Genomic DNA, 21,811 nt, shown 5'->3' with positions numbered 1-21,811 from the left:
TCGCATCAACTAAAGATGTTTTGCGGGCGACGACTGCCAAGCGTATAGCAGCAAAATCAGAAAAAACAGGATAGATTGGGCTCCTTCGCCACCTCTCTATTCAGCATGTTTAAAAGCTTCCCTCCTACTGCTGCCTTCACGGGCTTACTCCTGGCCGCGGCCTTCTGCAGCTACGGGCAATCAGCCGTTACATATCCGGTAGCATCTGATGCCGACAAAGCGCAGATGGCCGTTATCCTAGCGGATACCGCCTACATCCAGCAGCACTATACCAAAACGGAGTATCAAATTCCGATGCGGGATGGTACCAAGCTCTACACAGTGGTATACGCACCGAAAGACGCCGATAAGGTCCGCTACCCAATTATGCTTAACCGTACGCCCTACGCAGTGGGTCCCTATGGAGCCGGCAAGTATAAGCACAACCTAGGCCCCAGCAGCACCATGATGCATGAGGGCTACATCTTCGTCTATCAAGACGTGCGCGGCCGATACATGTCGGAGGGTCAGTTTGTGGATGTGCGCCCCGAAAAAGATACCCATAAAGGCAAGAATGATACTGATGAGGGCACGGACACTTACGACACCATAGAGTGGCTACTGAAACATGGCCCTAAGAACAATGGCCGCGTAGGCCAGTGGGGTATCTCCTACCCCGGCTACTACACTGCCACCGGCTTGCTGAGCCGGCATCCGGCACTGAAAGCTTCTTCGCCGCAGGCTCCCATTGCCGACTGGTTTTGGGATGACTTCCACCACAACGGGGCCTTCTTCCTGCCGCACGCCTTCAACTTCTTAGCCTCTTTCGGGCTGGCTCGTCCTCAACCTACTCCCACTGGCAACCCCGGCTTCAAGCATGGCACTCCCGACGGCTACGACTTCTTCTTGAAGATGGGACCGCTGAAGAATGCCGATGCCAACTATTATAAGGGTAAGGTGGCCTTCTGGAATGAAATGGCCAGCCACCCGAACTACGATGAGTTTTGGCAGGCCCGTAACCTGCGGCCCCACCTCAAAAACCTCAACAAGGGCACGGCTGTGCTCACCGTAGGAGGGTTTAATGATGCTGAGGACTTGTTTGGGGCCTTAAGAACGTATGAGTCTATTGAGAAGCAGAACCCCGGAATGCGCAACGGCCTCGTTATGGGTCCGTGGGTGCATGGTGGCTGGGCCCGCGGCACCGGTGAAATGGTGGGGAACGTGGCCTACGGGGAGTCTCCGTCGTTGTACTATCAAAAGGAAATTGAGGCGCCGTTCTTCAAGTCTTATCTGAAAGATGGCAAGCCGGCCGCCACGCCTGAGGCCACCGTATTTGAAGGAGGCACGAACCGCTGGCGCACGTTTGACGCCTGGCCTCCCAAACAGGCTCAAGACCGCACGCTCTATTTTCAGGCAGCCGGCAAAATTGGCTTCGAAAAACCCAGCACTGGCCCCGAATATGATCAATATCTCAGCGACCCGGCACACCCGGTTCCATTTTCAGAAGCCACCACCACTGGCATGACACGCGAGTACATGACCGACGACCAGCGTTTCGCTAGTCGCCGCCCCGACGTACTAACGTACCAAACAGAGCCACTTACTGAAGATATGACGTTGGCGGGGCCCATTCAGGCCTTGCTGCAGGTAGCTACCACTGGCACCGACGCTGACTGGGTGGTGAAAATTATTGACGTGTACCCAAACGATATACCTGACAATCCGCGCACTAACCCCGCCGTGAAGCTGGGCGGCTATCAGCAGATGGTTCGCTCAGAAGTAATGCGTGGCCGCTTCCGTAACAGCTTCTCCAAACCTGAAGCTTTTGTGCCGGGGCAAGTAACGGCCGTACCTTTTACCGTGCAGGACCTCTGCCACACTTTCCGGAAGGGCCACCGTCTCATGGTGCAGGTGCAAAGCTCCTGGTTTCCGTTGGTAGACCGCAACCCACAAACCTTCGTGCCTAACATTTTTGAAGCCGACGAGAAAGATTTCCAAGCCGCAACTCACCGCTTGTATCACTCGCCAGCGCATGCTTCGCAACTCACCGTGAAAGTACTCTAGGCCGGCCACTTCAGCTATTAGCTATAAACGCTAGAAAGCGCCCCTATACTTGGTATAAGGGCGCTTTCTGGTACCTAGGGCTACTATTCTACATCCGGGGCACGTTGTAGAAATCCATTTCTTGGGGCTTCTCTCGTAATTCATACAGCACACTTTCCGATACCCCTCGTCCAAACAAGCTTAGGCCAGCGTTAAATACTACCAACGCCGCCGTGCCAGCTGCTATCCACTCCGACGTAGGGGCATTGTTGCGCTTTTTATCTGCGGCCCACTGAACCAGGCAGGTGCCTAGTCCAACAACCACTAGCCCGGCGGGGGCGAATGTGAGCCATTTTTCTTTGTGCGTCATAGGAGTGTTAGAATGTATCAGAAGTAGTGAAGATGGTGCCAATTCCGGAGTTGCACAAGGCCTGCTAATACAATCGTACCTTTGGGCCTGAATGTTTTGCTCTGGCAGCACATTTCTGCTGCGCTAGGCCTCCTCTGACCGCTTTTTTTATGCCTTCTGCCTACGAACAACTTCTTCGGGTTGCTTTCCCTATTGCCGCCGATGCCAGCCGATTCTTACCACCTGCTACTCTCTCAGCCTACGATACCTTCCGGCAAGCCTCGAAAGCGGATATTGCTTTCCGCTTCGAACGAGTACGCTTAGGCGTAGCCCTAGCCCTGATGAAGCTCCTCGCCGATCTAGGCGACCATGAGGAAAGCCGCCGCGTGATGGACGTGCTGCACCGCGCACTAGGTGCCCGCTCTGTCACTGAAATTGACGCCACCATCAACAAGGATGCGAAGGTGTTCGAGCGTCTGTACACCAATCTTTACGTGAACGAGGACGGTGAACTGCTGCTAGGCCTCTTCGAACGCACCCTCGATGCCGACACCCAGCCCCTCATGGATGGAGTTATCCGCGAGGCAATAGAAGTAGCCACCCAGCTTGACTTCAGCCATCACGAGGAAGACGAAGACGACCAATAAGGTCTGGCTGGCCTAAGCAAGCCAACAAGAATAAATATTAAAAAGGCCGCAACGAAGATCGTTGCGGCCTTTTTGTGTAGTACGCGTTTACTAAAAATTTAGTAGCCTGGGTTCTGCACTAGTGTAGTGTTCACGTTAGTCTCGCGGAACGGGATGGGCAGTACTAACCGGTCGCTGGTAATAGGGAATGTAGTGGCCGGGTTTGAACCAGTTGCAGGGATGAAGATGTCCGTGCCAGTCCGCTTCAGATCATGTATCCGGAAACCTTCAAACGCTAACTCCAACTGACGCTCACGCAGAATAGTAGCCAAGGAAAGTTGAGTAGCAATCAGAGGGGTGGCACCTGAACGAGTGCGAATTCGGTTGATATCCGCTAGAGCAGCAGGGGTGTCACCAGCACGGAAAGCTGCCTCAGCGCGGATTAAATACATTTCAGCAAGGCGAATTACCGGAATATTCTGCCCATAGGTGGTCCACTTACCAGAGCGCAGCACACCCGCACGAGTACCCGTTCCTACGTACAAGAGGGCAGCTTCCCCTCGAGCATCAGTAGGCTCATACTGAGCGGCGAATGCTGGTAGCACCTGAATATCGCCGCGGCCAAGTTGCCCAATGCTGGCAAAGTGAGTGGCCAGGCCACTGTTAGACGTACCAGCGTTGTTTTGATCGTTCTGCTGAATTTCTAGCAGTGTCTCCGACGAGTTGCGGTTGGTAAATACCGATTGCAGTGTGGGCGACAACGCTTTACCGCTGTTCTTGATAACATCGTCAGCTAGTGTACCTGCTTGTGCAAAATTGCCCTGCTGCAAATACACCCGGGCCAGCAATGCCTTGGCCGTGTAGCTGGAAGCACGTGTGCCATTATTCTTAGGCAGCAACGCAATAGCCTTCGTCAGATCCTCAATAACCTGAGCGTATACTTGTTCTACAGTAGCCCGTGGCTGCAACGTAGAGGCTTCCTCCACGCTCTTCACAGGCACCAGGTTGATTGGAATACCCAGCTGCGAATTACCTCCGCCAACCTGATACTGCTTGGCATACAACCGCACCAGTTCAAAGTGCATGTCGGCGCGCACAAACCGAGCTTCGCCTTCGTATTGCGACTTCAGGTTAGCAGTTGATACCACGGGCAGCGCATCAATAATTAAGTTAGCCTGATTGATAGCCTGATAAGCTGCGCGCCAGATGCCTTCCGCGCTGGTATTCTGCGCGTTGGTAGTGCGGTTGGCTAGCTGAATATAATTTTGAAATGAGCCCTGGAAACGGATGTAGTTGTTCACTGCCATCAACTCAGGCACCAGAATTAGGTTGGTGCCGTACAGGTTCGGATCGTCGAGCCGAGCGTACATGCCCACTACGGCACTACCTACGTTCGTCTCATTGTTTAATGCGGTAGCAGCATCAACTGACTGATAGGGGTCAATGTCCAGCTGCTTATCGCAGGAGGCTAGGCCTAGGCTAAGACCCAGAGCTAAAACCGTGGCTGAGCGAGAAAATATCGTTTTCATCAGAAGAGAAAGTCAGAAAGTTAGAAGCCCACGTTGATACCAACCAGGTAAGTCTTGGCCAGTGGCGGCGTGTAGAAGTCGTGCCCAATCAAGTAGTTAGCAGCTCCGAATGCAGCGGTATTAACCTCAGGGTCATAGCCATCATAGTTGGTGATGGTAGCCAAGTTTTGAGCAGACACATAAATCCGGGCAGACTGAATACGTCCCTTCTTCACAATAGCCGAGGGGATATTGTAGCCCAGCGTTACGTTCTTCACGCGGAAGAAAGAACCACCGGTGACCCAACGCGAAGACTGTACGGTTCCGTTCCCGGCATATAAACGAGCTTGAGGCACATTTGTCATATCACCGGGCTTCTGCCAGCGCTTCAGCTGATCAATCGTCTGGTTGTCGAAATAATCGCCATTAACAGCTTGATACACACCCGCCGCGTTGTAGATGTCATTGCCGTACACGAACTGACCTAAAGCACTTAGATCAAACCCTTTAAACGACAGATTATTCGTGATACCACCCGTAAAGTCGGGATTAGGGTTACCTACTATCTGCAATGCTGCCTGTGAAGAAACATTAGTGGTAGAGCCATCAGCCGTATAGTAGAGCGCATCGCCATTTTCAGGATTCACGCCCGCATATTTCCGGCCGTAGAAGATACCAATTGGCTGGCCTTCCCGAACGCTACCCAGGTAGCCACTCTGAATGGGAGCTGCCAGGGAAGTGATTTTATTCCGATTGAATGAAATGTTGAAGTTGGTGGTCCATTTGAACGGGCCATCAAAATTGCGCGTGTTCACGGAAATTTCCAGACCACGGTTACGCAATGAACCAACATTCTCCGTTACGCTAGTGTATCCGTTGCTGTAGGCCAGGGGCCGGCTAAGGAGCAGGTCACGGGTCTTCTTTTCGTACACATCTACTTCGCCGGAGATACGGTTATCGAAGAAGCCAAACTCCAAACCAATATCAGTTTGAGCTGTACTCTCCCAAGTTAGGCTAGGGTTACCAACCGTAGTGCTGGGCACAATGCCAGCCTGGTCGGCATAAGGCAGAGCGCCATACAAGTTCCGGGAGGCGAAGTTGCCGATTTCAGCGTTACCTGTTAGGCCATAGCTAGCCCGTAACTTCAGGTAGTTGAGGATGGAGTTGTCCTTTAGGAAGCCTTCCTCCGAAATCAACCAGCCAATTGAGCCCGCTCCAAATGTACCGTAGCGGTTATTAGACCCAAAGCGCGAAGAACCATCGCGGCGGACGCTACCCGAAACCAGGTATTTGCCCTGGAAGGCATAGTTGACACGCCCGAAGTACGATACGAAGGAGAAGCCTGAGCGAGTAGAACCCGAGCCGGCTGTTTTAATGGCGGCGCTAGCTACGCGCGTAAACTCAGCGTTCGGGAAACCACGCCCTTCAGCCGAAGTCGTCTGGTTGTCTGACCGCTGGAACGAGAAACCAGCCAACGCTTCAATGCTATGATCTTCCCCAATAGTTTTGAGATAGGTAGCCGTGTTGTTGGTGGTGTAGTTGATTACCTGTACCTGGTTGCTATAGCCATACCCGCTGTTACCACCATCCTGCGTGCCTGCTGCCCGATAAATATCCTCGTTCAGATTCAGGAAGTCGGCCCCGGCCTCCGTACGAAGCGTCAGGTTCTTGATGGGCTGATAAGACAGGTTGACGTTGCTGAACGAACGGTAGGTGCCTGCACGGTTAGAGCCCTTATCCAAGTCCAGCAGGTTGTTGTAGTACAGCGTGTTTCTGTTCAGTTCTCCGGTAGCAGGATCGTACTTGGGCTGAATAGGTGGCAAAGCGTTCAGCTGAACGGGGTTGGAGAAGGCGTTGTCGTTGGGCGTACGGTCGTTGACCGAGCGCGTGAGCGACAAGTTGAACCCCACCTTGATCTTGTCAGAAATAGAATGATCGAGGTTGATGCGGGCACTGCCCCGACGGTACCGGTTGCCGATAATGATACCGGTCTGGTCATTATAAGTGGTGCTCAGATAGAAGCGCGTTTTGGCATCGCCCCCGCTCACGTTCAAGTCATACTGTGTGACTTTACCTTTACGGAAAGGCTCATCGCTCCACTTCTGATCGTAAGGAGAATCGTAGTCTAAGCCATTGCCTTCAAATTCTTCACGAGGATCATACCCTTCATTTGTAGCAGCTTCAGTAAACAGCTCCTTGTACTGCGCAGCATTCAGGAACTTGCGGCGCTTGGTAGTTTCGCTGGTACCGATGTAGTAACCTACGTTTACCTTGGTTTGTCCCTGACGACCCTGCTTGGTTGTGACAAGCACTACGCCATTGGATGCACGAGAGCCGTAGATGGCCGAAGAGGCCGCATCTTTCAGAATGGTAATCGACTCAATGTCGTTGGGGTTCAGATCAGCCAGCGGGTTCAGAGGCTCCGTATCAGACCCTACATCTTGCGAGGTTACAGGGATACCATCAATTACGTAGAGTGGCTGGTTAGAAGCCGTTACGGACGATGAACCACGCACCCGGATTTGTACGCCAGCACCAAGTTTACCGGAGGTTTGGTTGATTTGAACACCCGGAGTACGGCCTTGAATGGCTTGCTCAAAGCTTACCGTAGGTACGTTCTGTACGTCCTTGCTGCTGAGCTGCGTAACTGAGCCAGTTACGTCAGCTTTAGTCTGGGTACCGTAGCCAACTACCACTGCTTCGCCGAGCTCGGTGGCGCTGCTTTTCAGCGTTACCGGCACCGATGTACGGTCTGCAACAGTTACGTTTTGCGTTTCAAAGCCAATAGAGCTAATTACTAGCGTAGCGCCTGGCTGTACAGTTAGGGAAAACCCACCGTTGGCATCGGTGCTCGTGCCGTTGGTGGTACCGCGCTCTAGAACGGTTACGCCAGGTAGCCCCGTGCCACCAGCATCCGTTACACGGCCACTAACGGCACGTGTTTGGGCCGATGCAGTTGAAGCTAACGCTAATCCGCAGGCAAGAGGAATGAGGAAATTTTGTTTCATATAATCTGGACCTTGAGGTCGATTAGAGTGAAAATTCACCGGTCTAAAATTTCCGGTGTTGCAATCCCGAAACGACTATGATTCAGCCGTTACCGATTCGCAAATTAAAGAGTAAAGCAACTAAACGCGTAATTATTTCAATAATCGCCTCAAATCGTAATGAGATTCATTACATATGCACATTACTATTATGCAGTTTAGCAGTTTGTTAGGTCGTTCTGCTTGCCTACTATTTCTATTTAGCTGCTCGACACCTTCTTTCCATCTAAGCAGCTTTTAGCTAATATGCCCGCTTTATAGTACCTCTTTCAATAGCACTTCCTATGGCAGGTAGTTGTTGATAAAGCAGCTAATTGGTTTTGCCTTTACAGGCTCCCTACCTTTACCAGCCTGGCCTTCCTAATGCAGAGTAGGCCTTGCTGGATACTCTTCGCCTATTTCATTTGTGAATGCCTAATCTTCAGTACCTGACTACTGCCGCTCAAGTGCAACAACTCGCCGAAGCGTTGCAGACGGCACCTCGCATTGCCATCGACCTTGAATTTGACGATATGCGCCACCGCTACGGGCGCAACTTGGCGCTAATTCAGCTCTTCGATGGCCAAGAAGCCTATTTAATTGACCCTCTGCCTCTCACTAACCCGGCCCACGAGTTGGAGCCACTATGGGCTATTCTGCGTGACCCCGCAGTTGAGAAAATTTTCCATAGCTGTAAATCTGATATTCTACTGCTCGATGAACTGTACGGCGTGCACGTGCGCCATATCACCGACACCAGTGTGCAATACACACTCTTGGCTGAAGCAGACAATAATATTTCCTTAGGCCGTCTTATTCAGGCGGAGCTAGGCATTGAGGTTGATAAGGGAGAGCAGAAGTCGAACTGGTTGAAGCGCCCACTCACGGACGCGCAGAAAGAGTACGCCGCCAATGATGTCATCTACCTGTTTGAACTAGCGGACCGCCTCACCGCCAAGCTGGCAGCCTTAGGCCGAACCGAGTGGGCAGAGCAGGAAAATGCCGCCTTAGAAGAAGTGCGCTACGTGCGCGATGAACGGCCTTACATGCGCAATGCCGGCAAGTACCGAATCATGCCCAATGAGCTGCCCCTGTTTCGGGACTTATACATGCTGCGCGACCAGATTGCCCGCGACTTAGACCGGCCACCGTACATGATCTTCGCCAACGACCGCCTGGCGGAGCTGGTGCGTGATACTCCGCGCAACCTCAACGATTGGAAATCGGCTCGTGGTTTACACCCTGAGCTGAAGCGCACTCCATACTTAGACCAGCTCGTAGCGCTGTCACCGGATAACTTTGTTTCACGCCCCGAGCCGCCACAATCAGGTGAGCAGCGCCGCTTTCCTTTCCGTCGGCGCTTGACTGGAGAGAAAGCGGCCCAGGCAGATGCCCGCGAGCAATTGCTTACGCAATTGAAAACCTATATCACTGCCGATGTAAATGGGTTTGTGGCCAACCTGGTGCTCTCGAACCGGCTGATTGCAGATATAGTTGAGCTTGGTGCTGAGCAATCGTTGCGGCCATGGCAAAAGACAATTTTACGCGAAACCTCCGAGCGACATGGCCTAGACTACAACCAAATTGCCAAACCATTCTAGGCCACTTGCCTCTACTACTACGCAGCAACAGCCCCGACTTTCCTCGGGGCTGTTGCTGTTTTACGCAGGTGTTTAGTGCTGCTGAAATTGTGCCTCCTCTGTGCTCCCTACCAAGGCACCCGTACTCGCTTTTCCCGCCGACACCACATTTTGCACCGCATCAAAGTAGCCGGTTCCTACGAAAGCTTGGTGCTTAACGGCTTTAAACCCTTGCTTCTGCAAGGCAAACTCTCGCTCCTGCAGCTCAGAGTAGCCGGCCATTCCTCGGTCGCGGTAGGCCACTGCCAGCTCAAACATACTGGTATTGAGGGCGTGAAACCCAGCCAGGGTGATAAATTGGAATCGATAACCCATGGCCGCCAACTCTTCCCGGAACGTTTCCATCTGCTCTTTGCTTAGCTTGCTGGCCCAGTTGAAAGAGGGAGAACAGTTGTAGGCCAGTAGCTTGCCAGGAAACTTAGCGTGAATGCCTTCCGCAAATTGCCGTGCCTGCGCCAAGTCGGGCGTGGAGGTTTCCATCCAAATTAAGTCGGCGTAGGGCGCGTAGGCCATTCCGCGGGCAATGCCGGCTTCTACGCCGCACCGCACCCGGTAAAAGCCCTCGGCAGTACGCTCCGCCTCTGGCAGAATAAATGGCCGGTCCCGCTCATCAACGTCGGCGGTGAGCAGGTCCGCGGCATCTGCATCAGTGCGAGCTATCAGAAGGGTAGGCACCCCAAGTACATCCGCGGCCAGCCGGGCGGCAACTAGCTTATTGATGGCCTCCTGCGTGGGTACGAGCACCTTACCTCCCAAGTGCCCACATTTCTTTGCGGAGGATAGTTGATCTTCAAAGTGTACCCCTGCGGCGCCAGCCTCAATCAGCATTTTCATCAGCTCAAACGCGTTCAGGTTGCCCCCGAAACCGGCTTCGGCATCGGCCACAATGGGCGCCATCCAATGCACGTTGCCTTCTCTGGTTACACTTTGAATCTGATTGGCCCGAAGCAGGGCATTATTGATGCGCTTCACTACGGCTGGCACACTATCGGCGGGGTACAGGCTTTGGTCGGGGTACATGTGGCCGGCTAGGTTAGCGTCGGCCGCTACTTGCCAGCCACTGAGGTAAATGGCTTGCAGTCCGGCTTGCACTTCCTGAATGGCTTGGTTTCCCGTGAGGGCGCCTAGGCCAGCTACGTAACTTTCCTTATGCAGCAGCTTCCAGAGCCGCTCGGCCCCTTGGCGCGCCAGCGAGTATTCAATTTGTACAGAGCCGCGCAGCCTCAGCACGTCATCGGCTGAATACGGCCGCTCAATACCTTCCCAACGTGGGTTAGTAGACCAATCATGCTGTAATGCGGTGATGCGCTCTTGCTTGTTCATGGGAGTGGAAGTGAAAGATGGACTGTAGTTTTTGCAGACAATGCGTGGCCCTGCCACTCAGGAAAGTGGCATAGGAGGCTGCCAGAAGAGGATAAGGATGAGGTAGCCCGACAGCTGCTTGCGCCGGACTATCCTTGCCGCTAGGCCAGTTGGTCGTAAGCCGGCACGGTCAGAAATTCGATGAACTTCTTACTGGTCACGAGGTGATCGAAAAGACGGACGGCTTCTTCATAGCGCCCCTGCTCAAAAGCCCTTTCTCCTACTAGCGCCTTAATTCTCTCCAACTGACCGGGCACTAGAGAGCGGTACAGTTCAACCGTAACGGGCCGACCATCCTGCAAAGTGGTGCCGGGCGTATTCAGCCACTGCCACACCTGAGCCCGGCTGATTTCCGCCGTGGCGGCGTCTTCCATGAGGTTATAAATGGGTACGCACCCGTTACCGCGCAGCCACGACTCGATGTACTGCACGGCTACATCAATATTTAGCTTTAAGCCCTCTTCGGTAATGGCCCCATTGGGAGCTTCAATCAGATCGGCAGCGGAGACGTGCAGGTCGTTGCGCTTGTTGTCAATCTGATTAGGCTGAGGCATCACTTCGTTGAACACGGCTAAGGCTACCGGGACTAGGCCAGGGTGCGCTACCCAAGTACCATCGTGGCCGTTGCGTGCTTCACGTACTTTGTCGAGCCGCACTTTCTCAAGGGCAGCTTCGTTAGCTTCCGGATCATTCTTAATAGGAATTTGGGCCGCCATACCACCCATGGCGTGCACGCCGCGCCGGTGGCAGGTTTGAATAACCAGTTGGGAATACGCCGCCATAAATGGTACCGATATGGTTACCTCAGCGCGGTTAGGCAGGCGGAATTCTGGGTTGAGGCCTAGCCGCTTGATGTAGCTGAAAATGTAATCCCAGCGGCCACAGTTCAGGCCGGCAGAATGCTCGCGCAACTCCCACAGAATTTCGTTCAGTTCGAAGGCAGCCGGTAAGGTTTCAATCAGCACTGTGGCTTTAATGGTGCATTTAGGCATTCTTAATGACCACTGCGCAAAGCCAAACACATCGTTCCAGAGCCGGGCTTCGAGGTGACTTTCAATTTTGGGTAAGTAGAAATAGGGCGCCGTGCCGCGCGAACACAGTTCATGGACGTTATGGAAGAAATACAAGCCAAAATCAAACAGTGCTCCGCTAACTGGCTCCCCGTCTACCAACATGTGCTTTTCCAGCAGATGCCAGCCGCGCGGCCGCACCATTAGCACGGCTGTCTTTTCCTTGAGCGTATACTCCTTCTGCGGGGTAGTGAGGGAAATAGTAAGGCGCACTGCATCACGCAAGTTCCGCTGCCCTTCCACCACATTGCTCCAAGTAGGAGAAGTAGAATCCTCCAGATCAGCCATGAACACCTTGGCCCCCGAGTTCAAGGCGTTGATAATCATTTTGCGCTCGGCTGGCCCCGTAATCTCCACGCGTCGGTCCAGCAAATCCGCGGGTAGAGGCGCCACTGTCCAGGGCTTCTCCCGGATCAGGCGGGTTTCAGGCAAGAAGTCTGGCCGTACGCCGGCCTCCCACTCCCGCTGCCGCTCTTCACGCTGGACTAACAACTGCCGACGGGTTTGATCGAACCGGCGGTGTAACTCGGCTACAAATGCAAGGGCTGAGGGAGTTAGAATTTCAGCAAACTCAGAGCTGTAGGCCCCAGTAATCTTAACGCGCTCCGGCGTGCGGTACGTGGGGACCGTGGCTACTGCATGAGGCTCGGTAAATAGTTTCATGGGCAGAGAAGTGAAAGTGGCTGGATGCGAAGCCAAGCGGCTACCTAGGCTAAACATACCAAAGCGAATATTATTAAACAAGCGAATATTCGCTAAAAATAAATTAGTCGCTATCTGCGCAGATACTTGCAGGTATTTAATTTTAGTAGTTGCTTGCCAGCTAGTTTGGCTTAAACCAGGCCCTGACCGTACGCTGCCCAGTGGCTATGCCGTTAACGCTAGCTCTGGGTGCGTCTTGGCTACTTCCACCCGCGTAGCTTAGCATCAGCGCCTTTACAACGCCTACTACCTGCCACCTTCCACCTGCTTCTTACTCTTTCCCACTATGCTGAGTCACGGTCAAGTTGTCCGATTAATTTTCGGACTAAAGCTTCGCGAGCTACGCCAGGAGCGCGGCTACACTCCCGCGGAGCTGGCCCGCGCCTGCGATGTTTCGGTCTCGTACTTAAATGAGATTGAAAAAGGAAAGAAGTATCCAAAGGCCGACAAGATTTTGAGCCTGAGCAAGGTATTGGGCGTCAGCTACGACCAGCTGACTTCCCTAACCTTAAGCCGCCGCCTAGAGCCCATTTCGGAGCTGCTGCAATCGAACCTGCTCAAAGAGTTTCCGCTGGAAATGTTTGGGCTGGACCCCTTGCGGATTGTGGAGTTGATTGCCGATGCGCCGGCTAAGATGAACGCCTTCATCAGCACTCTGTTCGAAATTGCGCGCAACTACGAAATGCGACAGGAGCACTTCTTTCTGGCGGCGCTCCGCTCTTTCCAGGAGATGCACGATAATTACTTTGAGGAGTTGGAGCAGGACGTACGCACCTTCGTGGTTGAACACAAGCTTCAGCACACTGCTCCCTTCGACCGCTCGCAGCTCATGCGGGTGCTGGAGGAAAAGTACGGCTACACCCTCGACCGCACTACGCTGCAGGAGTACCATAACTTAGGGCGCTTGCGCTCCGTGTATCAGCATAAAAGCCGGCGGCTATTGCTACGACCGGGCCTTACGGGCGCTCAAGAAGGCTTTGTACTGGGTCGAGAAGTAGCTTTCAACTACCTCAACCTACGGGAGCGGCCCTACGTGAATGCTACTTTCCCGGTGCGCTCATTTGAGGAGGTACTCAACAACTTTAAGGCTTCTTATTTTGCCGGGGCGCTGCTGATGGAAGAAGAGTCGCTGGTACGGGATTTACAGCGGCTGTTTGCGCACAAAAAGTGGGAGCCTACGTTACTGTTGGAGTTGCTCACCAAGTATGATGTTTCGCCGGAGATGTTCATGCAGCGCATTACGAACTTGCTGCCCCGGCACTTTGGCTTGCAGAGCTTGTTTTTCCTGCGCTTCGACCAGGCCAATTCTTCGGCGGCCTTTAAGCTAACCAAGGAGCTTCACCTCTCACGCCTACACAACCCGCACGGCAACGAGTTGCACGAACACTACTGCCGCCGCTGGGTTTCTCTGCGCCTCATTGCCGAGTTGCGGCAGCAACCCGTGGCCAACACTCCTAACTTCACGCTGGGTGCTCAACGCTCCCGCTACCCCAACGGCGACGAATACCTCTGTTTAACGCTGGCTCGGTCAGGGGCTGCTACTGAGCCTGCCGTTAGTGTTACCGTAGGCCTGCTCTGCGACGATACCCTGCGCCAGAAGCTCCGCTTCCTCGACGACCCAGCTATTGCGCAGAAGGATGTAAACGAAACCTGCGAGCGGTGCACGTTCTTCGACTGTGAGGTACGCGCGGCGGCCCCAGTAGAAGTGGAACGCCGCCAGCGCCAACGCGAGCTGGAAGAGTCGGTGGCGGCGCTGGTAAATGGAGGCTAAAGCTGCCTCAGGTTGAAATATTAGTGAGTTACCAGAGTTGAAGAAGTCGTTTTTTGCCCGTTGGGGGTGGCCTACATTTATCCTGCTACTGTTGCTAGGCCTAGCCGGGTTAGGCGCGGCGTGGTATGTGCTGTGGAAGCCCAATGTGAAGCCCTCAGCCTTTGGCCCCGCCTACCTGTACATCCGCACTGGAAGCGGCTTTGCGGCCGTGCAGGACTCGTTGAATAAGTATGAACTACTGCGCGACTCCAGCACGTTTGCGTGGCTGGCCCGCCAGCGCGGCTATTCGCACCACGTGCGCCCGGGCCGTTATCTGCTGGCCCCCAACCTGAGCAATTCTGCGTTGCTGGATAAGTTGGAGCGCGGCGAGCAAGATACCGTGGCTTTCGTGCTCGATGCATTTAAGTACAAGCCCCAACTGGCACGCCAGGTTGCCCGGCACCTTGAGGCCGACTCCGTAAGCCTGCGCCGCCTGTTGCAGGACAATGCGTTTCTGCAGCGCCAATACCAACTCGATACCACTACCATTCTGACGCTGTTTCTTCCCGGGCCCTATCGCCTGTTCTGGAACACCTCGGCGCAGCAGTTCCTAGACTCAGCAGCGGCTACTCACCGACGGTTCTGGACGGCGCAGCGTCGGCAGCGCGCCGACTCTCTTCGGCTTTCGCCCACACAGGTGCACGTACTAGCCAGCATTGTGCAGCGGGAAACTGCCAAGAAAGAAGATAAACCGGTTATTGCGGGGGTGTACTTAAACCGCTTGCGCCGCGGCATGCGCCTCCAGGCCGACCCTACTCTACTGTGGGCTATTGGCAACTTTGGAGTGAAGCGAGTATTAAACAAGGATAAGCTCGTCGATTCCCCTTATAATACTTACAAGCACAAAGGCCTCCCTCCCGGCCCAATTACCTCTGCCAATCGGCAGAGCCTGGATGCGGTGCTTAAGCCGGCGGCCCACCAATATCTGTTCTTCTGCGCCCGCCCCGACCGCAGCGGCTACTCCGATTTCGCCGAGACTTTTGCGGAACACAAGCAAAACGCCCGCCGCTACCAGCACATGCTCGACAGCTTGCGCATTCTGCGCTAGAATACGCTTAGTACAGCTTTAGTAGCCGCAGTTGCAGGGTATCTTGCTGTGCAATGCGTTGCCGGGCCAGCGTTTCTTCATAGCCTAGGCCAGTATACTCGGAGTGCTCCAGAAACAGCAGCGGAGAAGTTAGCAATGGTTCAGGCCAAGCTGCTACGGGCTGTTGCTGACGTAAGGAGTTAAAGCGGGTAACGCCGGTTACGCGCCAGTAGTCATCTAGCAGCACGTAACGGTAGCCGCGGCGGCGTAAAGTTGGCAAAGTGCGCTTATCCGTTATGGCAAGAACGGAGTCAGCATAGAAAGGAGACAGGCCTAGGCTGACGGTGCTGGCCACTTTTCCGCCGCCGTGCGCCTGTAACCAAGCTGCCACCAGCGGGTAATGCGTGGGGGCGTAAGCGTAGACTTCACGTTGCAAGCGGTAGACATTTCCCACAATTGCAATGGCAATGAGCCCGGCCAGTATCCCCCTGGGCAGCCATTGCCGGAGCCCCACAAATGCCAGCACGTACAACAACGGATAGGCCCATAGTAAGCCTCGGGGCGCTTTTAGTAAAAGCGTCATTCCGGTGAGTAAGCACGCGGCCCACACCAGTAAGTAGAACATAAAAGGCAGTTGCCCTCGGCTAGGCCACTCTCGGCGCAGCTTTAGTAGCAAGAGAGCCAGCCCTAGGCCCAGCAACGGCGACTCAAATTGCCACAGGTAGCGGAAATAGTAGAGCCCGTCGAAGCGGAGCGTGTTGCTACGGCCGGCCGCGTTTGCAGCATCCGGAAAGGCCACTTTATAGTAAAACGCCGGCCACAGGTACCAGCGCAGGCCTGCAGCTACTCCTATAGTCCCTAGTACTACATAAGGGGCTGCCAGCAGTGCCACTACCCGTACCAAGTTGCTGCGCTGCCACACTAGTCCATCATTTTGCCACAGCTCCAGTACAACCAGAATAGGTATAGTCAGGATGAACTTGTAGTTAATGCACAGGCCTAGCATTAGCCACACCGTGGCCCTTAGCAACGTTTGTCGGCTCGGCTGCTGCAGGCGCCGCCAATACGCAGCTAGCAGCCCTGCAAAGCAGAACAAGCTTCCAGAACTCATAGTAAAGTCGCGGCCCGAGAACGTGAGCAGCACCGACGTACCGGCAAAGAGCGTTAGTAGCGCCAGTTGCCACCCCGGTAACCGCAACTGCTGGCCTACCAAGCGGAGTAGCATGGCCAGGGCCAGAACAGCTAACAGGGCATTCAGGTGCTGAAATACGCGGTAATCAGAAGTAGCCCATGCCAGCGGCGCGTACAGCAGGTAAAAACCAGGGCTGCCGTGGTGGAATATGTTGTGCACATTCCCGGAGACTACTTCCTGCACTATCTGCCAGTTGCGTACTGAGTCGTAATCGGGCAAGGCTACGGTATGCAGGCCGTACAGGCGCAGGGCGGCCAGGGCTACCAGAGCCAGCAGCCACCAGAGGTTGAGGTTCGCGTAAGGAATGTCGTTCTTCGTGGCCGCCATGCGCAGGGTAGAGCGTGCGGCGAAGTACGGCAATATCCGTTGAACCCCATACGGCCACTGCGCCACCACCTGCTCAGCAGTGGCCCTTTCACCTTATCATTCTTCCTTATGCGTACTGTAATTCAGCGCGTCCGGCACGCCAGCGTAACCGTAGACGGCCGCGTGACTGGCAACATAGGTCAGGGCCTGCTCGTGCTGGCTGGCTTTGCCCCTACCGATGACACCCGCCACCTCGACTGGATGGCCCGCAAGCTGGTGCAGCTGCGTATTTTCTCCGACGAGGAAGGTAAAATGAACCGCTCAGTGCAAGATGTGGGTGGCCAGGTACTGGTGGTCAGTCAGTTTACCCTTTTGGCCGATGCCCGCAAAGGCAACCGCCCAAGCTACATTGGTGCGGCTCCACCGTCAGTGGCAATTCCCCTGTATGAGCAATTTGTAGGCATGCTTGAGCAACTGCTAGGCCAGGCGGTGCCCACCGGTGAGTTTGGCGCCGACATGCAGGTTGAACTGCTCAACGACGGCCCAGTTACCATTGTGCTCGACTCGCCGGAATAAGCAAGCCGCATTTCCATCTTTTTTCTGCTCCCATGACAATCGAAGAAGCCCAGCAAACTGTTGACCAGTGGATTCAGACTACCGGCGTCCGGTACTTCAATGAACTCACCAATATGGCCATGCTTACCGAAGAAGTAGGCGAGGTAGCCCGCATTATTGCCCGCCAGTACGGCGAGCAGTCGTTTAAAGAATCAGACAAAGACAAGGTCTTAGCAGATGAGCTGGCCGACGTCCTGTTCGTAGTGATTTGCTTAGCTAACCAAACCGGCGTAAACCTCACCGAAGCCCTGCAGCGCAACTTAGCCAAGAAGACCAAGCGCGACGCCGACCGTCACCGCCAAAACGAAAAGCTGTTCTAGGCCACTACAATACGGCCGTCCCGAAATACCGGCACCAAACTGTATACATCCTCGCGCACGCAAAACTCCATATCCTTGTGCGACTCTAGGCTGTTGAGACGCCGCACATGCGCGGACTTTAGCAGATAGGCGGCTACATCGGGTTGGGCGGCCTGCCACAGGTCGAGGGCGGCTAGGGTAGCATCGGAGCTGGTTACGTCAAACTCTTGCGCCAGCCGGTGGGCTAGCGCCCCACCGAACAGGGTGTCTTCGAGGCAAAATTTACCTTTCCAGCCCGCACATACTACCACCACATCTTGCTGCTGCTTCCGCACAAAATCAACTACGGCACCTAGGTTCAGGAAAGCGCCCAACACCACGTGTTCAGCAGCAGCAGATAAATGCAGGGCACGGGTGCCGTTGGTAGTGGTGATGGCCACACTGCGCCCCCGCACCGGCACTACGCCATCGAGGTAGCCAAAGGGCGAGTTGCCCAAATCTACGTTTTCGGCCTGCCGTCCGTCGCGCTCAGCGGCCGTGAGGTAGCCCTGGCTCGCCATTTCCCGGCATGGCTCCAGCTCACTAAAGGGCACCATGTGTGTAACACCCTGGGCTAGTGCCGTTACAATAGAAGAAGTAGCCCGCAGAATATCCACCACCACTGCCACCCGGCCTCGCAGGTCATAAAGTGGAAGTAGCTCCGGGGAAAAACAAATATCGAGGGAAGGCATGGTGAAAATTGTTGCGGAGAAAACAGGATGGGTGAGTAAACAAAATTGCCAGCTACCAAGCCGTAGCCTGGTAACTGGCAATTGCTCATGACATACAGCTTAAGCCTCTTCGGTACCGGGCACGAAGGGCAGCTTTACTACGGTGGCGGGCAAGTTCTTGCCGCGCACCTGCACAAAGATCTTGCTGCCGGGCGCGCTCAGCTCAGTTTGCACGTAGCCTAGGCCTATGCCCTTGCTCAGGCTAGGTGACTGCGTGCCACTGGTAACGTCACCAATTTTCTCGCCGGCTTCATTCACCAGCTCGTAGTGCCCGCGCGGAATGCCGGGGCCATCCATCAGGAAGCCCACCAGTTTGCGCGAAACCCCAGCTTCTTTCTGCTGCTTAAGGTTATCGGCGTTGGTGAAGTCTTTTGTAAACTTTGTAATCCAGCCCAGCCCGGCCTCCAGAGGCGAGGTTTCGTCGGTGATGTCGTTGCCGTAGAGGCAGTAACCCATTTCCAGACGGAGGGTGTCGCGGGCGCCAAGGCCGATGGGCTTCAGGCCGAATGGCTTACCGGCTTCCATTACGCTGTCCCAGACTTGCTTGGCGTGCTCATTAGGCACGTATAGCTCAAACCCACCTGCCCCGGTGTAGCCCGTGGCCGAGATAATGACGTTGGGGGCACCAGCAAACGTACCCTGCACGAAGGAATAGTACGGAATGCTGGTCAGGTCAGTATCGGTGAGGCTCTGGAGGGCTTGAATGGCCTTGGGGCCCTGCACGGCAAACAGGCTAATCGAGTCGGAAACGTTTTCCATTTCGGCCCCCTGCGTATTGTGCTGCTGAATCCAGTTCCAATCTTTGTCGATGTTCGACGCATTTACCACCAGCAGATAGTCTTCCTCAGCCAGCTTATACACCAGCAAGTCATCTACAATGCCGCCCTGGGTGTTGGGCAGGCACGAGTACTGCGCTTTACCGGGCTGCAGCTTACTGGCGTCGTTGCTGGTCACGCGCTGAATCAGATCGAGGGCCTGGGGGCCGCGCACCCGAAACTCGCCCATGTGCGACACGTCGAAGATGCCCACGGCCCGGCGCACGGTGTGGTGCTCTTCCAGGTCGGAGGAGTAGCGCACGGGCATATTATAGCCCGCGAAAGGCACCATTTTAGCACCTAGCTGCTGGTGCACATCATTCAACGGAACGGTTTTGAGGTCTTCAGCCATCAGAAAATGGGTGGTGGGAGAAAAGAAGGAAAACAAACTACCCTAAGCGAATTACCTTAGCTACGGAGGAGCTTTCATCCGTATAAGCTCTGGCTTTCACACTTGTGGTAACAGCGCCTCAATGTTTGCTCATAGGCCTACGGGCAGGTATCAAGCGCCGGGCGAAATTAGCCAATTCCTAATGCCCTTGGGCCAACTGCCCAGGCTTATCTTTGTGGTTACTTCTTGCCCCGCGCAAGAGCTTTTCTGAGCTACTGCTCATTTTACTGGCACCTAGCCATTTTCTCGCTGTCTGGGCAGCCTCTGATGTAGAATTTATGACCGATGAGCTCAAACAGGATTTCGATTCCGCTCTGATAAAGCACCTGTCGTTCAAGTCCAAGCTACGCTCTTTCCTATACGGTAGCGGCACCAGCCAAACACCCATCCGCGACCCGAACGTGTGCAGCTTCGGCCAGTGGATTAATACCCGGGTGTTAAAGGAGTACGCTCATATGCCCATCAGCCACGAACTAAACCGGGTGCACATTCGCATGCACCAGGTAGCCAACCGCCTGATGGATCTGCTGCAGCAGGGCCACCAAGACCAAGCCATTGCGGGCTTGGCAGAAGTTGATCAGATTGCAGATCATATAACAGAGCTCTTGCGTACGATGCAGCAACAGCTCCGCACGGGCCGCTAGGCCACTTGCTGGCAGCCTAGTGGCCTAGCGCTTTCATCTTCCCTGCCCGGCATGAAGCTTCGAATTTCTACTAAACTCTTCGCTGGCTTTGTGGCCATTTCGGTGCTGTTTGCGGCCGTAGTGGTTATCAATTACCAGCTTTCTCGCAAGGTGCTACGCAATTCTCAGCGCGTAGAACGCTCCCAGCGCATCACGGGTGAGGCTACCACCCTACTGCGCAACATCATTGATATGGAAAGCGGCTTCCGGGGGTATTTGCTTATTGGCAATGAGGTGCTGCTGGAGTATTACTATGAGGGTGAGCGAAACCTGCTAGGCCGGTTCGCGGAGCTTCGCGACGAGTTGCCCATCAACACTCCTCAGTACAACCGCATGCTACGCGCGCAGCAGCTTTACCAGCAATGGACGGCCTACTCTCACCTGCTCATCAGTGAAAAGCGGGAGGCCCTACGCCGGAACCCGAACCAGATAGCGTTGGAGGGACTGGAGCACCGCAACCTCACCTCGGGGCTCACCGGCAAAATCCTTATGGACCAGATCAGGGTGGTGTTTACGGCGTTTGAGCAGGAAGAAACCCGCATGCGCCTGGGGCAGCGCCAAAAGCTACAGGAAAGCATTCGGGAAACGCGCGTGCTATCAGTGAGTATCACGCTGGCGACTATCTTCCTAGGCCTGCTGTATGCGTCGTATCTGGTGCGCCAACTCTCGCACCGCATTGGAGGCATGGTAACGCTTTCTCGCAGCATTGCCGATGGCGAGTATGCCACCACGGTTCTCGACACGGAGCAGGACGAGCTCACGGAGCTGGCCGACTCGCTTAATATCATGTCGAATACCATTGATGGGACTATTACGCAGCTGGAGCGCCGCAATCAGGAGCTGGATCAGTTTGCCTACGTGGTTTCTCATGACCTGAAAGCGCCGCTGCGGGGCATTGAAACGGCCTCTCGTTGGATTGAAGAAGACATGGGCCAAGAGTTGCCCGAGCATATTCGGGAATTTTTGTTGCTGATGCGCACTCGCGTCTTCCGCATGGAAAACCTCATTAGTGGTATTCTGGAGTTGTCTCGGGTGGGGCGCACGAAGCAGGCGGAGGAGCGCGTGAACGTGCGCGAACTACTGCAGGAAATCCTCGACTCACTGGCTCCGCCGCCGGGGTTTACTATTGAGCTACCCAGCTATTTGCCCACGCTCACTACCAACCGCGTGCAGTTGCAGCAAGTGTTCAGCAACCTCATCAGCAACGCCCTTAAGTACCATAACCACCCGGAGACGGGCTTGATCAAAATTGGCTGCCGCGAGGAGCGTGGGCAATTTCAGTTCACCGTTCAGGACAACGGGCCAGGTATTGCCCCCGAGTACCACGAGCGGATTTTCGTCATCTTCCAGACGCTAACGGAGCGCGACACCCTGGAAAGCACGGGCGTAGGCCTAGCCATAGTAAAGAAAATAGTGGAAGGGCGCGGCGGTACTATTCGCGTAGAATCAGCTGAGGGCCAGGGGGCCACTTTCATCTTTACCTGGCCTAAGGAAACTTCCCGCCGTGCAGAATCACGCTCGAAAGAAGCCCTAATCTCGGCTTCCTATGCCCAAAGTCGTCGGTAGCACGTATACGCGCTTAGATATTCGGACTTTAT

Annotated in this window: 17 protein-coding genes; 9 read left to right on the top strand and 8 right to left on the bottom strand. The window is 54.6% G+C overall.

Annotation, left to right across the window (positions count from 1 at the left end; all coding sequences use genetic code 11):
• Positions 1-105: 105 nt before the first annotated feature.
• Positions 106-2,043 carry a CocE/NonD family hydrolase gene (locus EU556_RS06120; RefSeq protein ID WP_135432156.1) on the top strand — a complete coding sequence of 646 codons (1,938 nt, stop codon included), beginning with the start codon at positions 106-108 and terminating at the stop codon, positions 2,041-2,043.
• Positions 2,044-2,131: 88 nt separating this feature from the next.
• Here the strand turns inward: EU556_RS06120 and EU556_RS06115 are convergent, their stop codons facing one another.
• On the bottom strand, positions 2,132-2,392 hold the full coding sequence (locus tag EU556_RS06115) for a hypothetical protein (protein WP_135432154.1): 261 nt from the start codon (positions 2,390-2,392) through the stop codon (positions 2,132-2,134).
• Between the two features lie 149 nt (positions 2,393-2,541).
• Here EU556_RS06115 and EU556_RS06110 point away from each other — a divergent pair, with 149 nt between their 5' ends.
• Positions 2,542-3,018, top strand: a complete 477-nt coding sequence (locus EU556_RS06110; RefSeq protein WP_135432030.1) for a hypothetical protein — start codon at positions 2,542-2,544, stop codon at positions 3,016-3,018.
• A gap of 98 nt (positions 3,019-3,116) precedes the next feature.
• Here the strand turns inward: EU556_RS06110 and EU556_RS06105 are convergent, their stop codons facing one another.
• Positions 3,117-4,526 carry a RagB/SusD family nutrient uptake outer membrane protein gene (locus tag EU556_RS06105; protein ID WP_135432028.1) on the bottom strand — a complete coding sequence of 470 codons (1,410 nt, stop codon included), beginning with the start codon at positions 4,524-4,526 and terminating at the stop codon, positions 3,117-3,119.
• Positions 4,527-4,546: 20 nt separating this feature from the next.
• Positions 4,547-7,513, bottom strand: a complete 2,967-nt coding sequence (locus EU556_RS06100; protein ID WP_135432026.1) for a SusC/RagA family TonB-linked outer membrane protein — start codon at positions 7,511-7,513, stop codon at positions 4,547-4,549.
• 449 nt (positions 7,514-7,962) lie between these two features.
• Here EU556_RS06100 and EU556_RS06095 point away from each other — a divergent pair, with 449 nt between their 5' ends.
• Positions 7,963-9,132, top strand: coding sequence for a ribonuclease D (locus EU556_RS06095; protein ID WP_135432024.1), 1,170 nt, complete (start codon positions 7,963-7,965; stop codon positions 9,130-9,132).
• A 72-nt stretch (positions 9,133-9,204) separates the two neighbouring features.
• Here EU556_RS06095 and aceA read toward each other — a convergent pair whose 3' ends face one another.
• Entirely contained in the window at positions 9,205-10,494 is a 1,290-nt protein-coding gene (aceA, locus tag EU556_RS06090) for an isocitrate lyase (protein ID WP_135432022.1), read from the bottom strand.
• A gap of 140 nt (positions 10,495-10,634) precedes the next feature.
• The gene (gene aceB, locus EU556_RS06085) at positions 10,635-12,266 is read right to left on the bottom strand and encodes a malate synthase A (RefSeq protein ID WP_135432020.1); all 1,632 of its coding nucleotides are present in this window, start codon (positions 12,264-12,266) and stop codon (positions 10,635-10,637) included.
• Between the two features lie 325 nt (positions 12,267-12,591).
• On the opposite strand from aceB, the gene EU556_RS06080 reads away from it, so the two are divergent.
• Both EU556_RS06080 and mltG read left to right on the top strand, forming a co-directional pair.
• A complete protein-coding gene (locus EU556_RS06080) occupies positions 12,592-14,076 on the top strand; it encodes a helix-turn-helix domain-containing protein (RefSeq protein WP_135432018.1) in 1,485 nt (494 codons plus the stop codon).
• A gap of 37 nt (positions 14,077-14,113) precedes the next feature.
• Positions 14,114-15,163, top strand: a complete 1,050-nt coding sequence (gene mltG / locus EU556_RS06075; RefSeq protein ID WP_167855478.1) for an endolytic transglycosylase MltG — start codon at positions 14,114-14,116, stop codon at positions 15,161-15,163.
• Positions 15,164-15,170: 7 nt separating this feature from the next.
• Here mltG and EU556_RS06070 read toward each other — a convergent pair whose 3' ends face one another.
• Positions 15,171-16,661, bottom strand: coding sequence for a hypothetical protein (locus EU556_RS06070; RefSeq protein WP_135432014.1), 1,491 nt, complete (start codon positions 16,659-16,661; stop codon positions 15,171-15,173).
• Positions 16,662-16,769: 108 nt separating this feature from the next.
• Here EU556_RS06070 and dtd point away from each other — a divergent pair, with 108 nt between their 5' ends.
• Positions 16,770-17,216, top strand: a complete 447-nt coding sequence (dtd, locus tag EU556_RS06065; protein ID WP_135432012.1) for a D-aminoacyl-tRNA deacylase — start codon at positions 16,770-16,772, stop codon at positions 17,214-17,216.
• Between the two features lie 32 nt (positions 17,217-17,248).
• Positions 17,249-17,575 carry a nucleotide pyrophosphohydrolase gene (locus EU556_RS06060; RefSeq protein WP_135432010.1) on the top strand — a complete coding sequence of 109 codons (327 nt, stop codon included), beginning with the start codon at positions 17,249-17,251 and terminating at the stop codon, positions 17,573-17,575.
• Here the strand turns inward: EU556_RS06060 and EU556_RS06055 are convergent.
• Together EU556_RS06055 and gcvT are read right to left on the bottom strand one after the other, a co-directional pair.
• Positions 17,572-18,285: a 2-phosphosulfolactate phosphatase gene (locus EU556_RS06055; protein WP_135432008.1), complete on the bottom strand. Its 714-nt coding sequence runs from the start codon at positions 18,283-18,285 to the stop codon at positions 17,572-17,574. The two genes, EU556_RS06060 and EU556_RS06055, sit on opposite strands and share 4 nt — an antisense overlap.
• A 99-nt stretch (positions 18,286-18,384) precedes the next feature.
• Positions 18,385-19,491, bottom strand: coding sequence for a glycine cleavage system aminomethyltransferase GcvT (gene gcvT / locus EU556_RS06050; protein WP_135432006.1), 1,107 nt, complete (start codon positions 19,489-19,491; stop codon positions 18,385-18,387).
• 317 nt (positions 19,492-19,808) lie between these two features.
• On the opposite strand from gcvT, the gene EU556_RS06045 reads away from it, so the two are divergent.
• Positions 19,809-20,174 carry a CZB domain-containing protein gene (locus EU556_RS06045; protein WP_135432004.1) on the top strand — a complete coding sequence of 122 codons (366 nt, stop codon included), beginning with the start codon at positions 19,809-19,811 and terminating at the stop codon, positions 20,172-20,174.
• 51 nt (positions 20,175-20,225) lie between these two features.
• The gene (locus EU556_RS06040) at positions 20,226-21,779 is read left to right on the top strand and encodes a sensor histidine kinase (RefSeq protein ID WP_135432002.1); all 1,554 of its coding nucleotides are present in this window, start codon (positions 20,226-20,228) and stop codon (positions 21,777-21,779) included.
• The last annotated feature ends 32 nt before the right edge of the window (positions 21,780-21,811 follow it).

This window comes from Hymenobacter fodinae, from assembly GCF_004745825.1.
Lineage (GTDB): Bacteria > Bacteroidota > Bacteroidia > Cytophagales > Hymenobacteraceae > Hymenobacter > Hymenobacter fodinae.
Note: the sequence above shows the minus strand (reverse complement) of the source record. Positions and strands in the feature narration are given on the sequence as shown.